Source organism: Roseibium album (assembly GCF_965233825.1).
Taxonomy (GTDB): domain Bacteria; phylum Pseudomonadota; class Alphaproteobacteria; order Rhizobiales; family Stappiaceae; genus Roseibium; species Roseibium album.
Window position 1 is genome coordinate 5,526,589 of record NZ_OZ247583.1, and the last position, 14,431, is coordinate 5,541,019.

At 55.8% G+C, this 14,431-nt stretch carries 14 protein-coding genes; 6 read left to right on the forward strand and 8 right to left on the reverse strand.

What is annotated here, in order from left to right; genetic code table 11:
* Positions 1 to 65: 65 nt before the first annotated feature.
* From ACO6TI_RS25390 to ACO6TI_RS25410, 5 genes are all read left to right on the forward strand, one after another.
* Positions 66 to 1,808 (forward strand): hypothetical protein, encoded by a 1,743-nt coding sequence (locus ACO6TI_RS25390; protein ID WP_422383619.1) that lies wholly within the window; start codon positions 66 to 68, stop codon positions 1,806 to 1,808.
* 215 nt (positions 1,809 to 2,023) lie between these two features.
* Positions 2,024 to 3,538 carry a YcjX family protein gene (locus ACO6TI_RS25395; RefSeq protein WP_055116637.1) on the forward strand — a complete coding sequence of 505 codons (1,515 nt, stop codon included), beginning with the start codon at positions 2,024 to 2,026 and terminating at the stop codon, positions 3,536 to 3,538.
* Positions 3,535 to 4,593 carry a YcjF family protein gene (locus ACO6TI_RS25400; protein WP_422383620.1) on the forward strand — a complete coding sequence of 353 codons (1,059 nt, stop codon included), beginning with the start codon at positions 3,535 to 3,537 and terminating at the stop codon, positions 4,591 to 4,593. Before ACO6TI_RS25395 ends, ACO6TI_RS25400 begins: the two co-directional genes overlap by 4 nt.
* An 80-nt stretch (positions 4,594 to 4,673) precedes the next feature.
* The gene (locus tag ACO6TI_RS25405; protein WP_422383621.1) at positions 4,674 to 5,849 is read left to right on the forward strand and encodes a vWA domain-containing protein; all 1,176 of its coding nucleotides are present in this window, start codon (positions 4,674 to 4,676) and stop codon (positions 5,847 to 5,849) included.
* 9 nt (positions 5,850 to 5,858) lie between these two features.
* Positions 5,859 to 7,016 (forward strand): hypothetical protein, encoded by a 1,158-nt coding sequence (locus ACO6TI_RS25410; RefSeq protein ID WP_422383622.1) that lies wholly within the window; start codon positions 5,859 to 5,861, stop codon positions 7,014 to 7,016.
* Between the two features lie 17 nt (positions 7,017 to 7,033).
* Here the strand turns inward: ACO6TI_RS25410 and ACO6TI_RS25415 are convergent, their stop codons facing one another.
* The 5 genes from ACO6TI_RS25415 to ACO6TI_RS25435 form a co-directional block, all read right to left on the reverse strand.
* Positions 7,034 to 8,998, reverse strand: coding sequence for a diguanylate cyclase (locus ACO6TI_RS25415; protein WP_422383623.1), 1,965 nt, complete (start codon positions 8,996 to 8,998; stop codon positions 7,034 to 7,036).
* Positions 8,999 to 9,279: 281 nt separating this feature from the next.
* On the reverse strand, positions 9,280 to 9,708 hold the full coding sequence (locus tag ACO6TI_RS25420; RefSeq protein ID WP_029063111.1) for a universal stress protein: 429 nt from the start codon (positions 9,706 to 9,708) through the stop codon (positions 9,280 to 9,282).
* A 67-nt stretch (positions 9,709 to 9,775) separates the two neighbouring features.
* Positions 9,776 to 10,564: an AraC family transcriptional regulator gene (locus ACO6TI_RS25425; protein WP_196899765.1), complete on the reverse strand. Its 789-nt coding sequence runs from the start codon at positions 10,562 to 10,564 to the stop codon at positions 9,776 to 9,778.
* Positions 10,565 to 10,640: 76 nt separating this feature from the next.
* Positions 10,641 to 10,835 carry a helix-turn-helix transcriptional regulator gene (locus tag ACO6TI_RS25430; RefSeq protein WP_108874058.1) on the reverse strand — a complete coding sequence of 65 codons (195 nt, stop codon included), beginning with the start codon at positions 10,833 to 10,835 and terminating at the stop codon, positions 10,641 to 10,643.
* Positions 10,835 to 11,215 carry a hypothetical protein gene (locus tag ACO6TI_RS25435; protein WP_196899766.1) on the reverse strand — a complete coding sequence of 127 codons (381 nt, stop codon included), beginning with the start codon at positions 11,213 to 11,215 and terminating at the stop codon, positions 10,835 to 10,837. Before ACO6TI_RS25435 ends, ACO6TI_RS25430 begins: the two co-directional genes overlap by 1 nt.
* A gap of 248 nt (positions 11,216 to 11,463) precedes the next feature.
* Here ACO6TI_RS25435 and ACO6TI_RS25440 point away from each other — a divergent pair, with 248 nt between their 5' ends.
* Positions 11,464 to 12,690, forward strand: coding sequence for an MFS transporter (locus ACO6TI_RS25440; protein ID WP_055116651.1), 1,227 nt, complete (start codon positions 11,464 to 11,466; stop codon positions 12,688 to 12,690).
* A gap of 118 nt (positions 12,691 to 12,808) precedes the next feature.
* Here ACO6TI_RS25440 and ACO6TI_RS25445 read toward each other — a convergent pair whose 3' ends face one another.
* The 3 genes from ACO6TI_RS25445 to ACO6TI_RS25455 form a co-directional block, all read right to left on the reverse strand.
* Positions 12,809 to 13,129: a 2Fe-2S iron-sulfur cluster-binding protein gene (locus tag ACO6TI_RS25445; RefSeq protein WP_029063116.1), complete on the reverse strand. Its 321-nt coding sequence runs from the start codon at positions 13,127 to 13,129 to the stop codon at positions 12,809 to 12,811.
* A gap of 117 nt (positions 13,130 to 13,246) precedes the next feature.
* Positions 13,247 to 13,609: an Hpt domain-containing protein gene (locus tag ACO6TI_RS25450; protein ID WP_208992719.1), complete on the reverse strand. Its 363-nt coding sequence runs from the start codon at positions 13,607 to 13,609 to the stop codon at positions 13,247 to 13,249.
* A gap of 253 nt (positions 13,610 to 13,862) precedes the next feature.
* Positions 13,863 to 14,177: a hypothetical protein gene (locus ACO6TI_RS25455; protein WP_196876989.1), complete on the reverse strand. Its 315-nt coding sequence runs from the start codon at positions 14,175 to 14,177 to the stop codon at positions 13,863 to 13,865.
* Between the last annotated feature and the right edge of the window lie 254 nt (positions 14,178 to 14,431).

The window sequence follows — 14,431 nt, forward strand, 5'->3', positions numbered from 1 at the left end:
TGCTAACGTAACGTCATTAACTAAACACTTTTTCTTTCCCACGTTGGTTTTCAGGGGGAATTTCGATGGCTCGGGGATTTCGCAAGTCTTTTGACTTCAACAACTTTGACGGATGCGGTTTCTTTTGGAAATGGTTCTACAGGCGCCTGGAACGTGATCTGACCGAAGCGGATGTCGAACTGATCGCGCTTGGCGACATCAACGGCGACGGTCAAACCGACTATTCCCTCTCCCTTTCAAAAAACATTGAATACACCTTCAAGGGGTTTTTTGGACATTCTTTCAGTTGGTCGCGGGAAATCGAAAAGAACCTGATCGTGCTCAGCGGCGATGACGGTCCGAAGGTCAGAGACCTGGAGCGGACGACCGGTGTCAAAGGACCTGTGATTGAAACGCGTGCACTCGGCGATATCAACGGCGACGGCTTCGACGATTTCGCCACGTTTGTAGGCGGTGGCGCATACTACGGTATTGGAGGACCGGATGCCGGTCCGGTCGGCTACTACGGCAAGCTCGTCGATGACGTCTACATAACGTTTGGCGGATCGCGGCAACCGGCAACGAGCGTTGGCGACCTGGACGGAATTGACGGCAAGGTGCTGAACTTGAAGTCGCTCGGCGACATCAACGGTGACGGCATCGATGACATGGCCGCCAGCGTGGGCAGTTACTACGGCCGTGGGGCGGAAGCAGGCTACTATGGCAAGGCGATCGACGACACCTACGTCATTTTAGGTGGCAAATCCGGACTTGCGCCGATCAGTCTCGGCGCCCTCGGGTTCACAAGCAGTGTTCTCGACGTGAACGCGCTTGGTGACATCAACGGCGACGGCTTCGTGGATTTGGTTGCGACCGTCGGAAGCTATTACGGCTACTACGGCAGGGATCCGGACGAGATTTCCTACTACGGTCAGGTCACGGAAGATGTTTTCGTGCTTTTCGGCAGCGAAGACGGCTACCAGGAGAAACAGAGCCTGACCGGCCTCGTCGACATTAAGGCAAAGGTCGTTGGTGTCGACGCGATAGGGGACATCAACGGTGACGGGCTGTCGGATTTCGCTGCAGAACTTGGCGGCTACTATGGATACTACGGCTCTGGCATCAGGGACGTTTTCCTGTTTCTCGGCGGCGACGAAACCCCGGTCAGTCTCGGCAGTTTGGCTGGACGTGAGAAAACCGCAATTGATGTTTTCGACTTGGGAGACATCAATGGAGACGGTTTGACCGATATCGGCATCGGCACCGCAGGCTACTATGGCGGTTATTATGGAGGCTACTACGGCCAGGAAGTGGAAGATGTGCTCGTGCTTTTCGGAAATCCCGATGGCACGCGCGAAGTCGCCAACCTGAATGACTTTGTCGGAAGCAAGGAACCGCTCCACGGTGCGACCGCACTAGGCGACATCAACGGCGACGGGTTCGAGGATTTCACGGTTGCGTGCGGCGGCTATTACGGCCCAGGGATGCCGGGAGAAGCGATACTGGTCTTTGGCGGCCCCGACGTTGCCCTGCAAAGTCTGAACTTGAAGGACTTCGGACTGACGGATGATGCCTTTGGCGACATCAAGGCCCTCGGCGACACAAATGGCGACGGGTTCGCCGACTTCTCGATCGCCGGATACTACGGATACTATGGATCCGACGCATTGAAGGGGTCCAGCTACGTTGTCTATGGCGGCGAGAGTGCTTTGGGCATCGCGGATTTCGCGAAGAATGCCCGTCTCGGCAGCCTTGAGGTCTCCCACAGGGTGGTTCTCGACACCTCCCCACTCGGTGAGACCTTCAACTTCACCGACGATCTCTTCTGAGCCCAATGGGCTCAAGGTCGATGCATTGAATGGCATCCGGTTCCGATGTCCCCCCGATCGGAAACCCGTTCTACGATCGGCCATGATTCCGATCATATAAACTCGTCGAATTCGAGTTCGCGGGACAAAAACCAATGGATTGCAGTTCGCTGCGAGCGGCCTCTATCTTTTCCACCATCTGATCAGCAATTGCACTCTGCGTCCTGCTCGCCTACATGAACGCCCTGGAGGCGCTCTTGAATCCATTGAATACACTGACGGAAGAAACCCGGCTGACATTGGCCAACCTTGCAGATGCCGCAACAGGTCTGACGGTTCCAAGCCTGCGGCTGGGCGTGACGGGTCTTGCGAGATCCGGCAAGACCGTCTTCCTGACGGCCCTGGTGCACAATCTGGTTCATGGCGGCCGCCTGCCGCTGTTCAGCGCATCTGCCGGCCGGCGGATGACCTCGGCGCATTTGCAGCCCCAGCCTGACGACGCGGTGCCGCGCTTTGACTATGAAGCTCACGTGAGCGCCCTGGTGAAGGGACGCATCTGGCCCGATTCCACCCGGCAAGTGTCGGAACTCCGGCTGACGATCGACTATGAGAGCGCATCCTATTTTTACCGAAAACTCGGACCTGGCCGGCTTCATGTCGATCTGATCGACTATCCCGGCGAATGGCTGCTGGACCTCCCGTTGCTGGGCAAGGACTTCGCGACCTTTTCCGCCGAGGCTCTCGAGAGGGCCCGTGCTGAAAACCGGGCGCAGATCGCCGAGCCATTCCTGAAAGTTCTCGCTGAAACCGATCCGCAGTCTGACGAAAGCGAACCGGCAGCACAGGAGCTTGCGCTCCGCTTCAAGAACTATCTTGCAACCTGCCGCGCCGACGCTCATGCACTGTCGATGCTGCCACCGGGCAGGTTTCTGATGCCGGGTGATCTGGATGGCTCCCCGGCCCTGACCTTTGCGCCGCTGGACATTCCAGTCGATGCTGCTCCGGCCCGTTCCGGCACGTTGCGCGCAATGATGGAGCGCCGCTACGAGGCTTACAAGACACATGTCGTGCGGCCGTTTTTCCGCAATCACTTTGCAAGGCTCGACCGCCAGATCGTTCTTGTCGATGTTCTGCACGCCCTGAATGCCGGGCCTCATGCAATCGCGGATCTGGAAGTTGCCCTGAGTGAGGTTCTTGGCGCATTCCGTCCGGGAAAACGAAGCTGGCTGTCCTCAATTCTCAGCCGGCGGATCGACCGCATCCTGTTTGCGGCAACCAAGGCGGACCACCTGCACAGCGCGGATCATGACCGGTTGGAGGCCATCCTGAAGCGGCTTGTGACCCGGGCCGAGGAGCGGGCGCGGTTCAGGGGTGCGCAGGTCGATGTTCTTGCGATGGCCGCTGTTCGCGCGACCCGTGAGGCAATGGTGAAGCACAGGGGCGAAGAACTTCCTGCAATTCTCGGAACACCGTTGCCGGGCGAGCAGCTGAATGGTGAACGCTATGACGGAAAAACCGAAATCGCCATGTTTCCCGGGGACTTGCCTCTCAATCCTGAATCATTGTTTCGGCAAGCTGAATCGTTTTCTGAAGTAACCGGACCCAAAATCCGCCGGGGAAAATCCAGCCTCCAGTTCTTGCGTTTCCGCCCTCCTGAACTCGATACCACGGCTGAGGGCCTTACGCTGTCCCTGCCGCATATACGCCTCGACCGGGCGCTTGAATTTCTGATTGGAGACCGATTGGCATGAGCGGAAACAAGCCTTCCGAAGGCCGCAAGCCGGCCGCCTTTCGACTGGATGACACAAAGGTTCATCTGTCTGACGGCGACGTCCGGATGCCGGTCGCCGACGAGGCCATCGTCACCCAGGCGATTCTCGACGATGACGAGCCCAGGTTGCCGCGCAATGCCAGTACTCCGAAAAGCGGTTTCAGATTCGGCAAATGGCTGATGATCGGGCTGAGCGGACTGGTGTCGCTTGCTGTCGGTCTCGCCGTTGACAGCCTGATCCGGGATCTTTTTGCGCGCACCGACTGGCTCGGCTGGCTGGGCGTCGCGCTTGCAGCAATCGCAGCTCTCGGATTGTTGGGACTGGTGATACGGGAAGTCGGGGGCCTGATGCGCCTTGGCCGGATCGACCATCTGAGAGACCGGCTACAAGATGCAGCGGACGAAGACGACGCGAGAATAGCGACAACCGGTCTGAAAGAACTTCTGGATCTTTATCGCGATCGTCCGGAAACGGCCCAGGGCCGCAAGGCGCTTGCCGGACATATGAGAGAGGTCATAGACGGGCGCGATCTGGTCAAACTCGCCGAACGCGACCTTTTGGCGCCACTTGACCAGGAAGCGCGCAAGATCGTCATGAACAGCGCCAAGCGCGTGTCTGTCGTCACTGCGGTCAGTCCCCGCGCCCTGGTCGACCTGCTCGTGGTCCTGTTTGAAAACCTGAGAATTATCCGTCGCCTGTCGACCCTCTATGGCGGGCGTCCGGGAACACTTGGGTTTTTGAGGCTCTCCAGGCACGTTCTTGCGCATCTTGCGATCACCGGCGGTATGGCAGCCGGCGACAGTCTTGCATCGGAATTGCTTGGACACGGCCTTGCAGCGCGTCTGTCCGCCCGTCTTGGAGAGGGTGTGATCAACGGTCTCCTCACCGCCCGGATCGGTATCGCGGCAATTTCCGTCTGCCGGCCCTCCCCTTTCATCGAGAGCAACGGACCCAATGTGAAGGATTTCGTGGGAGAGCTGATCGCGTCATCCGAAAAGGCCGAAAAGGCAGAGAAAAATCCGCGCGAAACGTAAAGACACCCGGCAATCCGTCTCGCGGAACCAACGCCATTTCATGTCTCGACAGTCCCCCACCGTGCCGCTAGTTTCGGCCCATGTTCATTAGCTTTTTCACCGAATTGAAATCCGCCGGCATTCCGGTTTCTCTCCGGGAGTATCTGACGCTTATGGAAGCGCTGGAAAAGGATCTGGCAGAAAGAAGCGTCGAAGATTTCTACTATCTCGCACGGCTGTCGCTGGTGAAGGACGAGAGTAATCTCGACAAGTTCGATCGGGTCTTCGGTCATGTGTTCAGGGGCCTGGATCTCATGAGCGACGTCCCGGTGACCGACATACCGGAAGAATGGCTGCGCAAACTCGCCGAAAAGCATCTGAGCGATGAGGAAAAGGCGCAGATCGAAGCTCTTGGCGGCTTTGAAAAACTCATGGAGACGCTCCGCGAACGGCTGAAGGAACAGGAAAAGCGACATCAGGGCGGCAACAAGTGGATCGGTACGGCGGGAACCTCTCCCTTCGGTGCCTATGGCTACAATCCGGAAGGTGTTCGCATCGGCCAGAAGGAAAGCCGGCATCGTCGTGCGGTAAAGGTCTGGGACAAGCGCGATTTCAAGGACCTCGACGACACACAGCTGCTCGGCACCCGCAACATCCAGGTTGCACTCAAGCGGCTGCGGAATTTTGCGCGCACCGGGGCTGCAGAGGAACTCGACCTCGACAATACGATCCGTGCGACCGCGCACAGGGGCCTTCTCGACATCAAGATGCGCCCGGAGCGGCATAATGCCGTCAAGGTACTGCTTTTCTTCGACATTGGCGGGTCCATGGATGATCATATCCGCGTTTGCGAGGAGCTGTTCTCGGCAGCCAGATCCGAATTCAAGGTGATGGAGCATTTCTACTTCCACAATTGCCTCTACGAATATGTCTGGAAGGAAAATCGTCGCCGTCACACCGAACGCATCGAGACGATGGACGTGCTGCACAAGTACCCGGCCGACTACAAGATCATATTTGTCGGAGATGCCTCGATGAGCCCCTACGAGATTGCCTATGCCGGTGGCTCGGTAGAGCACTGGAACGAGGAAGCGGGCGCGGACTGGATGCAGCGTGTCACCAATCTCTACAAGAGTGCGGTATGGCTCAATCCGGTCCGCCAGGAGCATTGGAATTACACGCACTCAATCCAGATGCTGAACGAGCTGATGGAAGGCCGCATGTTCCCCATGACAGTGGAGGGCCTGTCCGATGCCATGAAGGAACTGGCGCGCTAGAGCCCATAAATGGAATACGGAACCGCAATGACCGGGAAAGCCACTCAAGAACCTTCCTCCAATGGCCGCGTGGCACAAACCGACGACCACGCGACGACCACAGGCATGACCGGACACGGGTTCTATGACGAAAACTCACAGACGCAATGGAACGCCATTGCAGCGGTCCTGCCCACGCTGGACAAGGCTGTCGCGGCACTTCCGTTGCCGGACAACGGCGTCATAACGCTTGCGGATTATGGTTGCTCGGAAGGACGCAATTCCATTGCGGCGATGGAACGCGCACTCAAGACCCTGCTGCCGCGCACGCCGCTGCCGGTGCAGACGGTTCACTCGGATCTTCCGACCAACGACTTTTCAACCCTGTTCCTGAACCTGCGCCCGAGCGGCCAGTCCGTTTTCGGGACCGACCGGATTTTTTCCTCCGCAGTCGGCGGCTCCATGTACGATCAGCTTCGCCCAGCCTGCAGTGTTCATCTCGCGACAACATTCAACGCCATCGGCTTCCTTTCCAGGCGCCCCGTCGACGAAATGCCAGGTTACATTTTCCCCAACGGTCCAAGCACCGAGCGGAACAACGGGTTTGTTTCACAGGAAGACAGACGTGCATTCGCGAACCAGGCCAAACAGGACGTGGAGGCCTTTCTGAAAGCGCGAGCCAGGGAACTGGTTCCCGGTGGAAAACTGCTGGTGCAGGTTTTCGGAGCGACCGATACAGCATGCACGAGTGACGGCATCTACGATCTTCTCAACGACGCGGTCGTTGCCTTTGTCGAAACCGGAGAAATCTCGAAAGAAACCTACGACCGATATTATCAACCGGTCTACATGCGCCATCTGGATGAGTTGACGGAGCCCGTGAGCGATCCGCGATTTGAGTCGTCCGGTCTTTTCACGATTGATGATGCCCGCGACTACGAAATCACGGTTCCGTTCGTGGAGCGATACAAGGAAGATGGTGACATCGAACGGTTTGCAAGGGATTACGTCAATTTTTTCCGCGCATTTACCGAAGCGGTCCTGCTGCATGCGCTGCCCTCCGGGCCGGGTAGCCAGGATCTGGTGGATCGGATTTACAAACGCGCGGTAGAAATCCTCAAGGCGGATCCCGCTCGATATCCATTCCGGTATGTTGCCGTGCAGATGGTTCTCACACGGCGCGGCTGACGGAAACCAGCCGGAAATCAGGCTGCATCGTCGACTTGTTCGCTACCATCTTCCTTGGCGTCGTCCAGCATTTCGACAAGATCCGTCAAGTCCTCGCCCGATTCACTGGCTGCAACTGTCACCCTGTTGCGACCGCCGTCTTTCGACTGATAGAGCGCGTCGTCTGCGGATTTCATCAGATCCTGCGGCAGGCGTCCGTGTGTCGGATAACCGGCCACGCCACAGGAAATGGTAATCGTGGGCAGGTTCTTTTCACCGTAACGAACCGTGACATTCTCGATTGCCTTGCGCAGCGTTTCAGCGACCTCTGCAGCCATCCCAATGGAACTGGACGGAAGCAGCACCATGAACTCCTCGCCGCCCAGGCGACAGGGAACCTGATCGCCCTGACACGTCTGCTCCAGCACATCACCGACTTCCCGCAAGACCATGTCGCCAGCGTCATGACCGTGATTGTCATTGAATTTCTTGAAGTGGTCGACGTCGATGGAAACCAGCGAAACGGGCTGGCCATTGTGACGCGACCTTTCAAGATTGCTCCTCAATAGGTCTACGAAATGACGGCGATTATAAAGGCCTGTAAGCGGATCCCTGACGGACTGGTTGTGCAATTCATCCCGCATCCGGGTGTTTGCAATCGCAAGGCTCACCTGTTCGGCCGCCATTTGCGCAAGTTTCCGGTTTTTGAGGAAAACCTCATTTGTCGTGTCCGATGCCGGTGTCAGATGCATGAGACCCACGGTTTCGCCATGTGCCAGGATCGGCAAACAAAGATACACGCTTCCCTCTTCTTCGCGCGTGACGTGATCACAGGCAAAACTGACTTCGCCTTCGCCATAGACATACGTGCGGCCACGGCGCAATCCCCAACAGGAGTTCGGCCGTATGTGGCTTTCAATATGACCACCGTTCCATGCGCAGGCGCCGTCAAGAACATCTCTTGAATTTGAATAGACATAGACAGCGCCACTGCACTCCGGCAGCAACCTGGTCATGAACTGGCTGACCATTCCGAACAACTCATCGAGGGAACTGCTGGACTGAAGCCATTCGTTCAACTCAGAAAGAAGCCGAATTTCCCGCGTGAGCGCAGCTTGCCGATCCTGTTCCAGCCGTTCCTGCTCCTGTACATGCATCAGATGTTTCTTGAAATTCCCGAAAGCCCTTCCGATATCGCCGATCTCATCATTTCGATCCGTCGGAAGGTCCGCATCGAAATCGTTTCTCGAAAGCCGGTACAGACTGTTGCAGACATCGATCAACGGAAGTGCAATCGCTCGACGTCCAAGCCAGACAGCCAGGAAAACTGAGAACACCGCGGCACCCAGGGAAATCAGGACCGTGAAGCGGATTGCATCCTGTTCATGTTGTGAAGCCATCTTGGCCGCTGTTTCGGCCAGCGTCTGCACTCTGAAAAGAAGTTCTTCCAGCTCGCTGTTCAGCGCGGAATGGTTTTCGTTGACTTCCGAAAGTTGCTGAGCGGCCTTGTAGGGATTTCCGATTTTTATCTGCGTCAAGGCCTGGGTTGTGACTTTGGTGAAGTCGTGATTTTCCAGAGCGATTTTCTGCAGTATCTGCAAAATATTCTTGAACTCAACGGTTTCAGCCTGTGTGTTGGCAAGCTGAATTCCCTGACGAGCCACTTCCTCGGCTTCAACAAATTCTTCCGTGATCATGCCGGTCAGCAAAAGCAGTCGCGTTTCGCTTTCGGTGTCGAAATCAGGCGATTCCGCTGCTTTGAAGAAGCCCTGCCGCAGCAGGCGTTCTATTAAAAGGGCTTGTTCCAGCCTGTGTGCCGTGACGTGTCCGATCGCCTCCGTCAACGGCACTTCGGCCTCGGCAATGAATTCAATTTCCTGCCCGATTTTCCGGATCTGGTAGATGCCGACACCGGACGCGGCAACGACAAACGAGATACACACGGCAACAATCGTTAGAAGTTTGCCTGTGATCGTGTAACGAACGGCGGAACTCTTGGACATGGGCTACTCCACACAACTTGTCGGAGAGAATCCCGGAAATACGTTAAGATAACATTAGGTCAAAACAAACTGGTTGGATTCTTTCTATTCAGAATACATCAGAATTGAAAATTCAAGATTAATTTTCGTCTTCGAAATCAAAAATTCAGCACAGGTGCAGTCGTTCTGAAATAAATGGAAGACCGCACCTGCAACTCAACTACAATCATGCTCCCGAAACAAAACCATATCATTGCGCCAGGTTTTGTACGCAGGTTTCACATTCGGAAACGGAGCAACAATCACTCAGGTCGCAGAACCACCACCGAACACGGTGCATGTCGCACGATGTGCGCCGCATTGGAACCGATGAAATAGGTCGAAAGTCCGGGCTTGTGGGACGTCATCAGAACCGCATCGCATCCGGATTGTTCAGCTTCTTCGATCACTTCGTGGTAAACACTACCCATCCTGACCCTACAATCCACTGCGCCGGCCGGCACATCGAGATCAGCTCCGATCTTGTCGAGAATGACCGTGGTTTCATCGATTTCACGCTTTTGCCAGCCTTCCGGCAACTGACTGGCCACGAAGCTCTGCACTTCCGGGCAAACACCCAGAAGGTGGATTTTCGCGCCATAGTCTCTGGCCAATTGCGCGGCCTTGGACAGTGCATCTTCTGCAAAACCCGGTTCGGCAGGATCGACGGGAACGAGAATTTTCTTGAACATCGCAGTTTCTCCAAGCTTGTTTGATGACAAGTCTTGGACTTTCGGACCAGCCGCGCCATGAGGCAGATCAATCGTGCTCGCCGGTCCCGAAATACCGCCCCGGCGTCACACCGAATGCCTTCTTGAAGGTCGCCACGAAAGCGCTTGGTCCCTCATAACCCAGCTTGTGCGAAACATCGGAGACCGTGCGCCCCGACGCGAGAAGCTCAAGCGCCCGGAACAGTTTCACCTGCCGGCACCAGGTCCTGTAGCTCAGACCGGTTTCCGCCTTTATCCGCCGTTCAAAAGAGCGCACGGAAGTCGCACACCTTGCCGCCGCTTCGTTCAGTGTAGGAATATGTGCCGGACACCGGACCACCCCTTCGCACAAGCCTCTCAACTTCGCCTCCTGCGGCATCGGCAACTGCAGGGGCGCGGCCGGTAGCATCTTGAGTTGATCGAGAATGACCGCGGCGATCCGGGCGGCGGGCCCGGATTCGGTATCGGCCCGCGGAAAGGACATGAATTCCAGAATGAGCGCGCGCAGCAGGGTCGTAACCTGAATCACTTGCGGAGTTTGCGGAAGATCGAGAGTGTGCTCGATCTGGACGTAAACATATCTGAGATCCGTGTCGGTCAGGTAGCGCGTTTGATGGGCTACGCGTGGAGGTAGCCAGACTGCGCGTTCCGGTGGCGCGAAGAAGGTCCCGCGTTCGGTGTCAATTGCAATGGACCCTTTCACCACGTGAAAGAGTTGCGCCGCATCGTGGGCGTGCCAGTCATTCAAGGCACCCCGGGGCTGCGATTTGGCATAACCGATAATCGGCGCAGCGACGTCCTGCGTCGGAAACTCTGCAAGTTCTGGATGAATGGACATGGATAAGAATGTAGCCTCCACGCATGCCGATTGATACAAGACCTAGCTTCATATTGTGCCCGAAAGCACCGCGGTACTAGTCATCCGGTTCAAAAATCTGTTCGATCGGCAACAGGAAAACCTTGGCTATTCGAAATGCCAATGGCAGGCTCGGGTCATATTTTCCGCGTTCGAGCGCGATAACGGTTTGTCGTGACACATCCAGCCTGTCGGCAAGTTCCGCCTGCGACCAGCCTTGCTCATTTCGCAGTTTCTTCAGATGGTTACGCATCAGATCTTCTGGCGTGCCCATACCGTTGCAGCCGACCAGAAAACAACGAGAAACGAGCCGTACACATCCAGGTCAACAGTGATCACATGTTCAAGCTTCGCGAGAAAAATGGCTAAAAGCACCGCGACAGGCAATGTCACTATTCCTGCCAACGCAAATATGCGCCGTTCTCTTTCGTCGACCCTTCGGAAATACCTGACTTGGGCCCAGAGCGCGAGAATTAACGGTGAAGTCGCCAGAAATGACACCAGGAGATGAAACGCAAGGCTCCTTTGTTCTTCAAGAAAATCCCGGGCCCAATAACTGGTGGCAACAAACAGGGCCGTCGCAAGTATCGTTTCTGCGACATAACGATACGACAATTTGTCAAACTGGTTCATGTCGGCAGCGGGCCTCCGAATACTGTAAAGCGTACTTTACATATATCTCTGCCCGCCGGATCTGTAAAGGAAGCTTTACATCATTGTTTGAAAAGCCGGGCACTCCGACACATTCTCAGGTTCCGCGAATAGATATTTTTTGGCGCATCAGAGATATTTGATGACAAAACAGCGCTAACACGCAAGCCAAATTCGGGATTAGAAGCAAATCAGCAATTTCAGTCGCATATCTCATCCTTGGCAACCGAATGACATATTTCACTCAAAACGCACATCCCGATGAAGCGCCCGGCTGGCGCTCCCCCGCGGTTCTGCTCATGATCATGGCAGGAGCCATGCAGCTGTCGTTTGCCGCCTGGTGGAATCTCATGAACAATTTTGCTGTTCAGGAACTCGATTTCACCGGCCGGGAAATCGGCATCCAGCAATCGATCCGGGAAATTCCGGGCTTCCTGAGTTTTCTTGCCGTTTATCTGCTTCTGGTCATGCGTGAGCAAACGCTCGCCTACGCCTCCTTGCTGCTACTCGGCATAGGCGTTGCGGTGACCGGCTATTTCCCCACCGCGCTCGGCTTCTATGTCACGACGCTGATCATGTCGATCGGCTTCCATTACTACGAGACCATGGCCCAGTCGCTGTCGTTGCAGTGGCTGCCAAAGGCAACCGCTGCAGCCAGCATGGGCAAGATAATATCCGTCGGAGCTTTCGCACAGCTGATCGCCTACGGGCTCATCTTCTTCGCATGGAAGACGTTTGACCTTTCCTTCACGCTGGTTTTTGCGATTGCCGGTGGGCTCACCCTGGTCGTACTTGCGTTCCTGATCATGGCTTACCCGCATTTCAGGGAGGGGATACCTCAGCACAAGAAGATCATCCTGCGAAAACGCTACTGGCTCTACTACGCGTTGACATTCATGGGGGGTGCCCGCCGCCAGATCTTCATGGTTTTCGCCGGTTTTCTCATGGTGGAGCGCTTTGGGTACGACGTTCACGAGATCGCGGGCCTTTTCCTGATAAATGGTGTCTTCAGCATGGTTCTCGCCCCGCAAATCGGCCAGTTGATCGTCCGCTTCGGAGAACGCAAGGCGCTGGTATTTGAATATATCGGCCTTATTGGCGTGTTCGTGGCCTATGCCTTCGTTTCAAGCCCCTGGGTTGCTGCAAGCCTTTACGTGATTGATCACGCATTTTTCGCGGTCGCGATCGCCATGAAGACCTATTTTCAGAAGATTGCAGATCCGAGAGATATCGCGCCGACAGCCGGCGTCGCCTTCACGATCAATCATATAGCAGCGGTGTTCATCCCTGTCCTGTTCGGCCTGATCTGGCTGATATCCCCGGCTGCCGTCTTTCTCGCCGGGGCCGCAATGGCAGCCATAAGCCTCATCCTGGCCTCGCTCATCCCGGGCAGTCCCGAGGAAGGCCGCGAAGTCGACTTCTGGTTCCGCAAACCGTCCACCCAGGCGGCAGAGTAACGGCACCCTCACTTGCCGCAATAAAATGCACAAAGGGAACGCGGACTGTTCTTCGTATCGTCCAAAACAAAAAAACCGCCGAAATTCGGCGGTTTTGTTCGTCATGAAGTACAGTCTGTCAGGCTTGACGCTCCGGAATGTGAACCACCAGACCGTCCATCTCGGACGTAACCTTGATCTGGCACGACAGACGGGATGTCGGTTTCACGTCGTAGGCGAAATCGAGCATATCCTCTTCCATTGGCTCGGCAGTTCCTGTCTTTTCCGCCCACGCGTCATCAACATAGACATGACAGGTGGCGCAGGCACAGGCACCGCCGCATTCGGCCTCGATGCCCTGAACCATATTCTTGATGGCGTTTTCCATCACCGTCGTGCCTTCGGAGGCATCAACTTCGGTCTGGTTTCCATCGAAAGTAACATATGTGATTTTCGGCATCAGTCGCGTCCAAGCCTAGAATTACGGGTTTCAGCTGAACCGACATAAAGCTTCCATCGCAAAGGTCAAGGACCATGACGTTTTCAACGGGCAATCTATCCGGAATGTGACAAACGGTCAGCCGGTGAGCAGGTCCCTGATGTAGCTGTTGGCTTCATCCACGGCCGCCGTCAGACCTTCAGTCGCAGCATCGGACGTTTGCCTCAATCGTCCCTCCAGGTTTTCGCAGACATCGGCAACCCGCCCGGCGCCAATAGCCCTGGCTGACCCTTTCAACGTGTGAACGAGATCGAGCCTGACCGTCGTGTCTGTCTCCTGCTCCAGCCGTTCAAGCGTCGAACAGGACTGCGACTTGAAAAGATGAAGGACCTGAACTTCGAGATCCCTGTTGCCAAGGGTATTTGTTGCCAGTTGCACCAAGTCGATCGGTGCTTGCGGACCGGCACGGCCGCTGACACGGGCCATCGATGAAGGGGCCATATGAGGGCTCCACGCTTACTCAACTTTCGCCCGTCGGCACCCTGCCGCAGGCTTGTACTGCCCTTAAGAGTGCGCTCAACACCCAAACGCCCGGTTAAACCAGGCCCGCGCACACGCCGATCCGGCCGATGTCCCCAAAAAATTGAATTTTTGGTTAACGCGCTTCATTGAGGCGTTGAAAACATATTTTAAAAAAACCTTGCCTTTCCGCCATTTTGAGGAACCGCATCGAATTCCAAACCATGATTCGCCGTTAACTTTTTTTGCGATTTTGACTTGCGGCCAAAACATCAATCGCCGCAGGTGTCAGCTTGCAGACCAGCCAATCGGGCTTGATTGGGTTGGAAAACCAAGGCTCTGCCCAGCCTGCATCGACACAGGCGCGGATTGTCCTGACTGGAATACCGCGTCCGTTTTCATCAAAAAGAGGCAGCTTGCCACCGGGCTGACCAAGCCCTCTTTTCAGCCATCGTTTTTGCGGCGCGGTCAGATTGCCGATCTTGAGAGAAGCCGGATCACCGCCTTCAGAACTGTTTTTCGCCGCGTCAAAAGTCTTCGATTTCGGCATTGAAACCGCCCCCTAAGTGATTCACGCCATTGCCGTTTCTTGTTCGTTAGGAGAGATTGTGCCATTACAGTTGCTGATGCGGCAAGATGGGGAGTGTACCGTCTAGAAATAATAAGACGGTCGGTCAGCGGCGGCCCTCCTTTGGAAACAAGTTTTGTGGTGCTGTGAGTCCAGCGGCAACCGCAAGGTGACGCATTCGGCAACCCCGGCAAACAGCTGCATGTGGTGGCTGTCGGGTTAAACCGGCGTGTAAT

What these genes read in the sequence shown, in the direction of transcription:
- ACO6TI_RS25390 (WP_422383619.1), top strand. Translation starts at nt 66, where the DNA reads ATGGCTCGGGGATTTCGCAAGTCTTTTGACTTCAACAACTTTGACGGA.
- ACO6TI_RS25395 (WP_055116637.1), top strand. Translation starts at nt 2,024, where the DNA reads ATGAACGCCCTGGAGGCGCTCTTGAATCCATTGAATACACTGACGGAA.
- ACO6TI_RS25400 (WP_422383620.1), top strand. Translation starts at nt 3,535, where the DNA reads ATGAGCGGAAACAAGCCTTCCGAAGGCCGCAAGCCGGCCGCCTTTCGA.
- ACO6TI_RS25405 (WP_422383621.1), top strand. Translation starts at nt 4,674, where the DNA reads ATGTTCATTAGCTTTTTCACCGAATTGAAATCCGCCGGCATTCCGGTT.
- ACO6TI_RS25410 (WP_422383622.1), top strand. Translation starts at nt 5,859, where the DNA reads ATGGAATACGGAACCGCAATGACCGGGAAAGCCACTCAAGAACCTTCC.
- ACO6TI_RS25415 (WP_422383623.1), bottom strand. Translation starts at nt 8,998, where the DNA reads ATGTCCAAGAGTTCCGCCGTTCGTTACACGATCACAGGCAAACTTCTA.
- ACO6TI_RS25420 (WP_029063111.1), bottom strand. Translation starts at nt 9,708, where the DNA reads ATGTTCAAGAAAATTCTCGTTCCCGTCGATCCTGCCGAACCGGGTTTT.
- ACO6TI_RS25425 (WP_196899765.1), bottom strand. Translation starts at nt 10,564, where the DNA reads ATGTCCATTCATCCAGAACTTGCAGAGTTTCCGACGCAGGACGTCGCT.
- ACO6TI_RS25430 (WP_108874058.1), bottom strand. Translation starts at nt 10,835, where the DNA reads ATGCGTAACCATCTGAAGAAACTGCGAAATGAGCAAGGCTGGTCGCAG.
- ACO6TI_RS25435 (WP_196899766.1), bottom strand. Translation starts at nt 11,215, where the DNA reads ATGAACCAGTTTGACAAATTGTCGTATCGTTATGTCGCAGAAACGATA.
- ACO6TI_RS25440 (WP_055116651.1), top strand. Translation starts at nt 11,464, where the DNA reads ATGACATATTTCACTCAAAACGCACATCCCGATGAAGCGCCCGGCTGG.
- ACO6TI_RS25445 (WP_029063116.1), bottom strand. Translation starts at nt 13,129, where the DNA reads ATGCCGAAAATCACATATGTTACTTTCGATGGAAACCAGACCGAAGTT.
- ACO6TI_RS25450 (WP_208992719.1), bottom strand. Translation starts at nt 13,609, where the DNA reads ATGGCCCCTTCATCGATGGCCCGTGTCAGCGGCCGTGCCGGTCCGCAA.
- ACO6TI_RS25455 (WP_196876989.1), bottom strand. Translation starts at nt 14,177, where the DNA reads ATGCCGAAATCGAAGACTTTTGACGCGGCGAAAAACAGTTCTGAAGGC.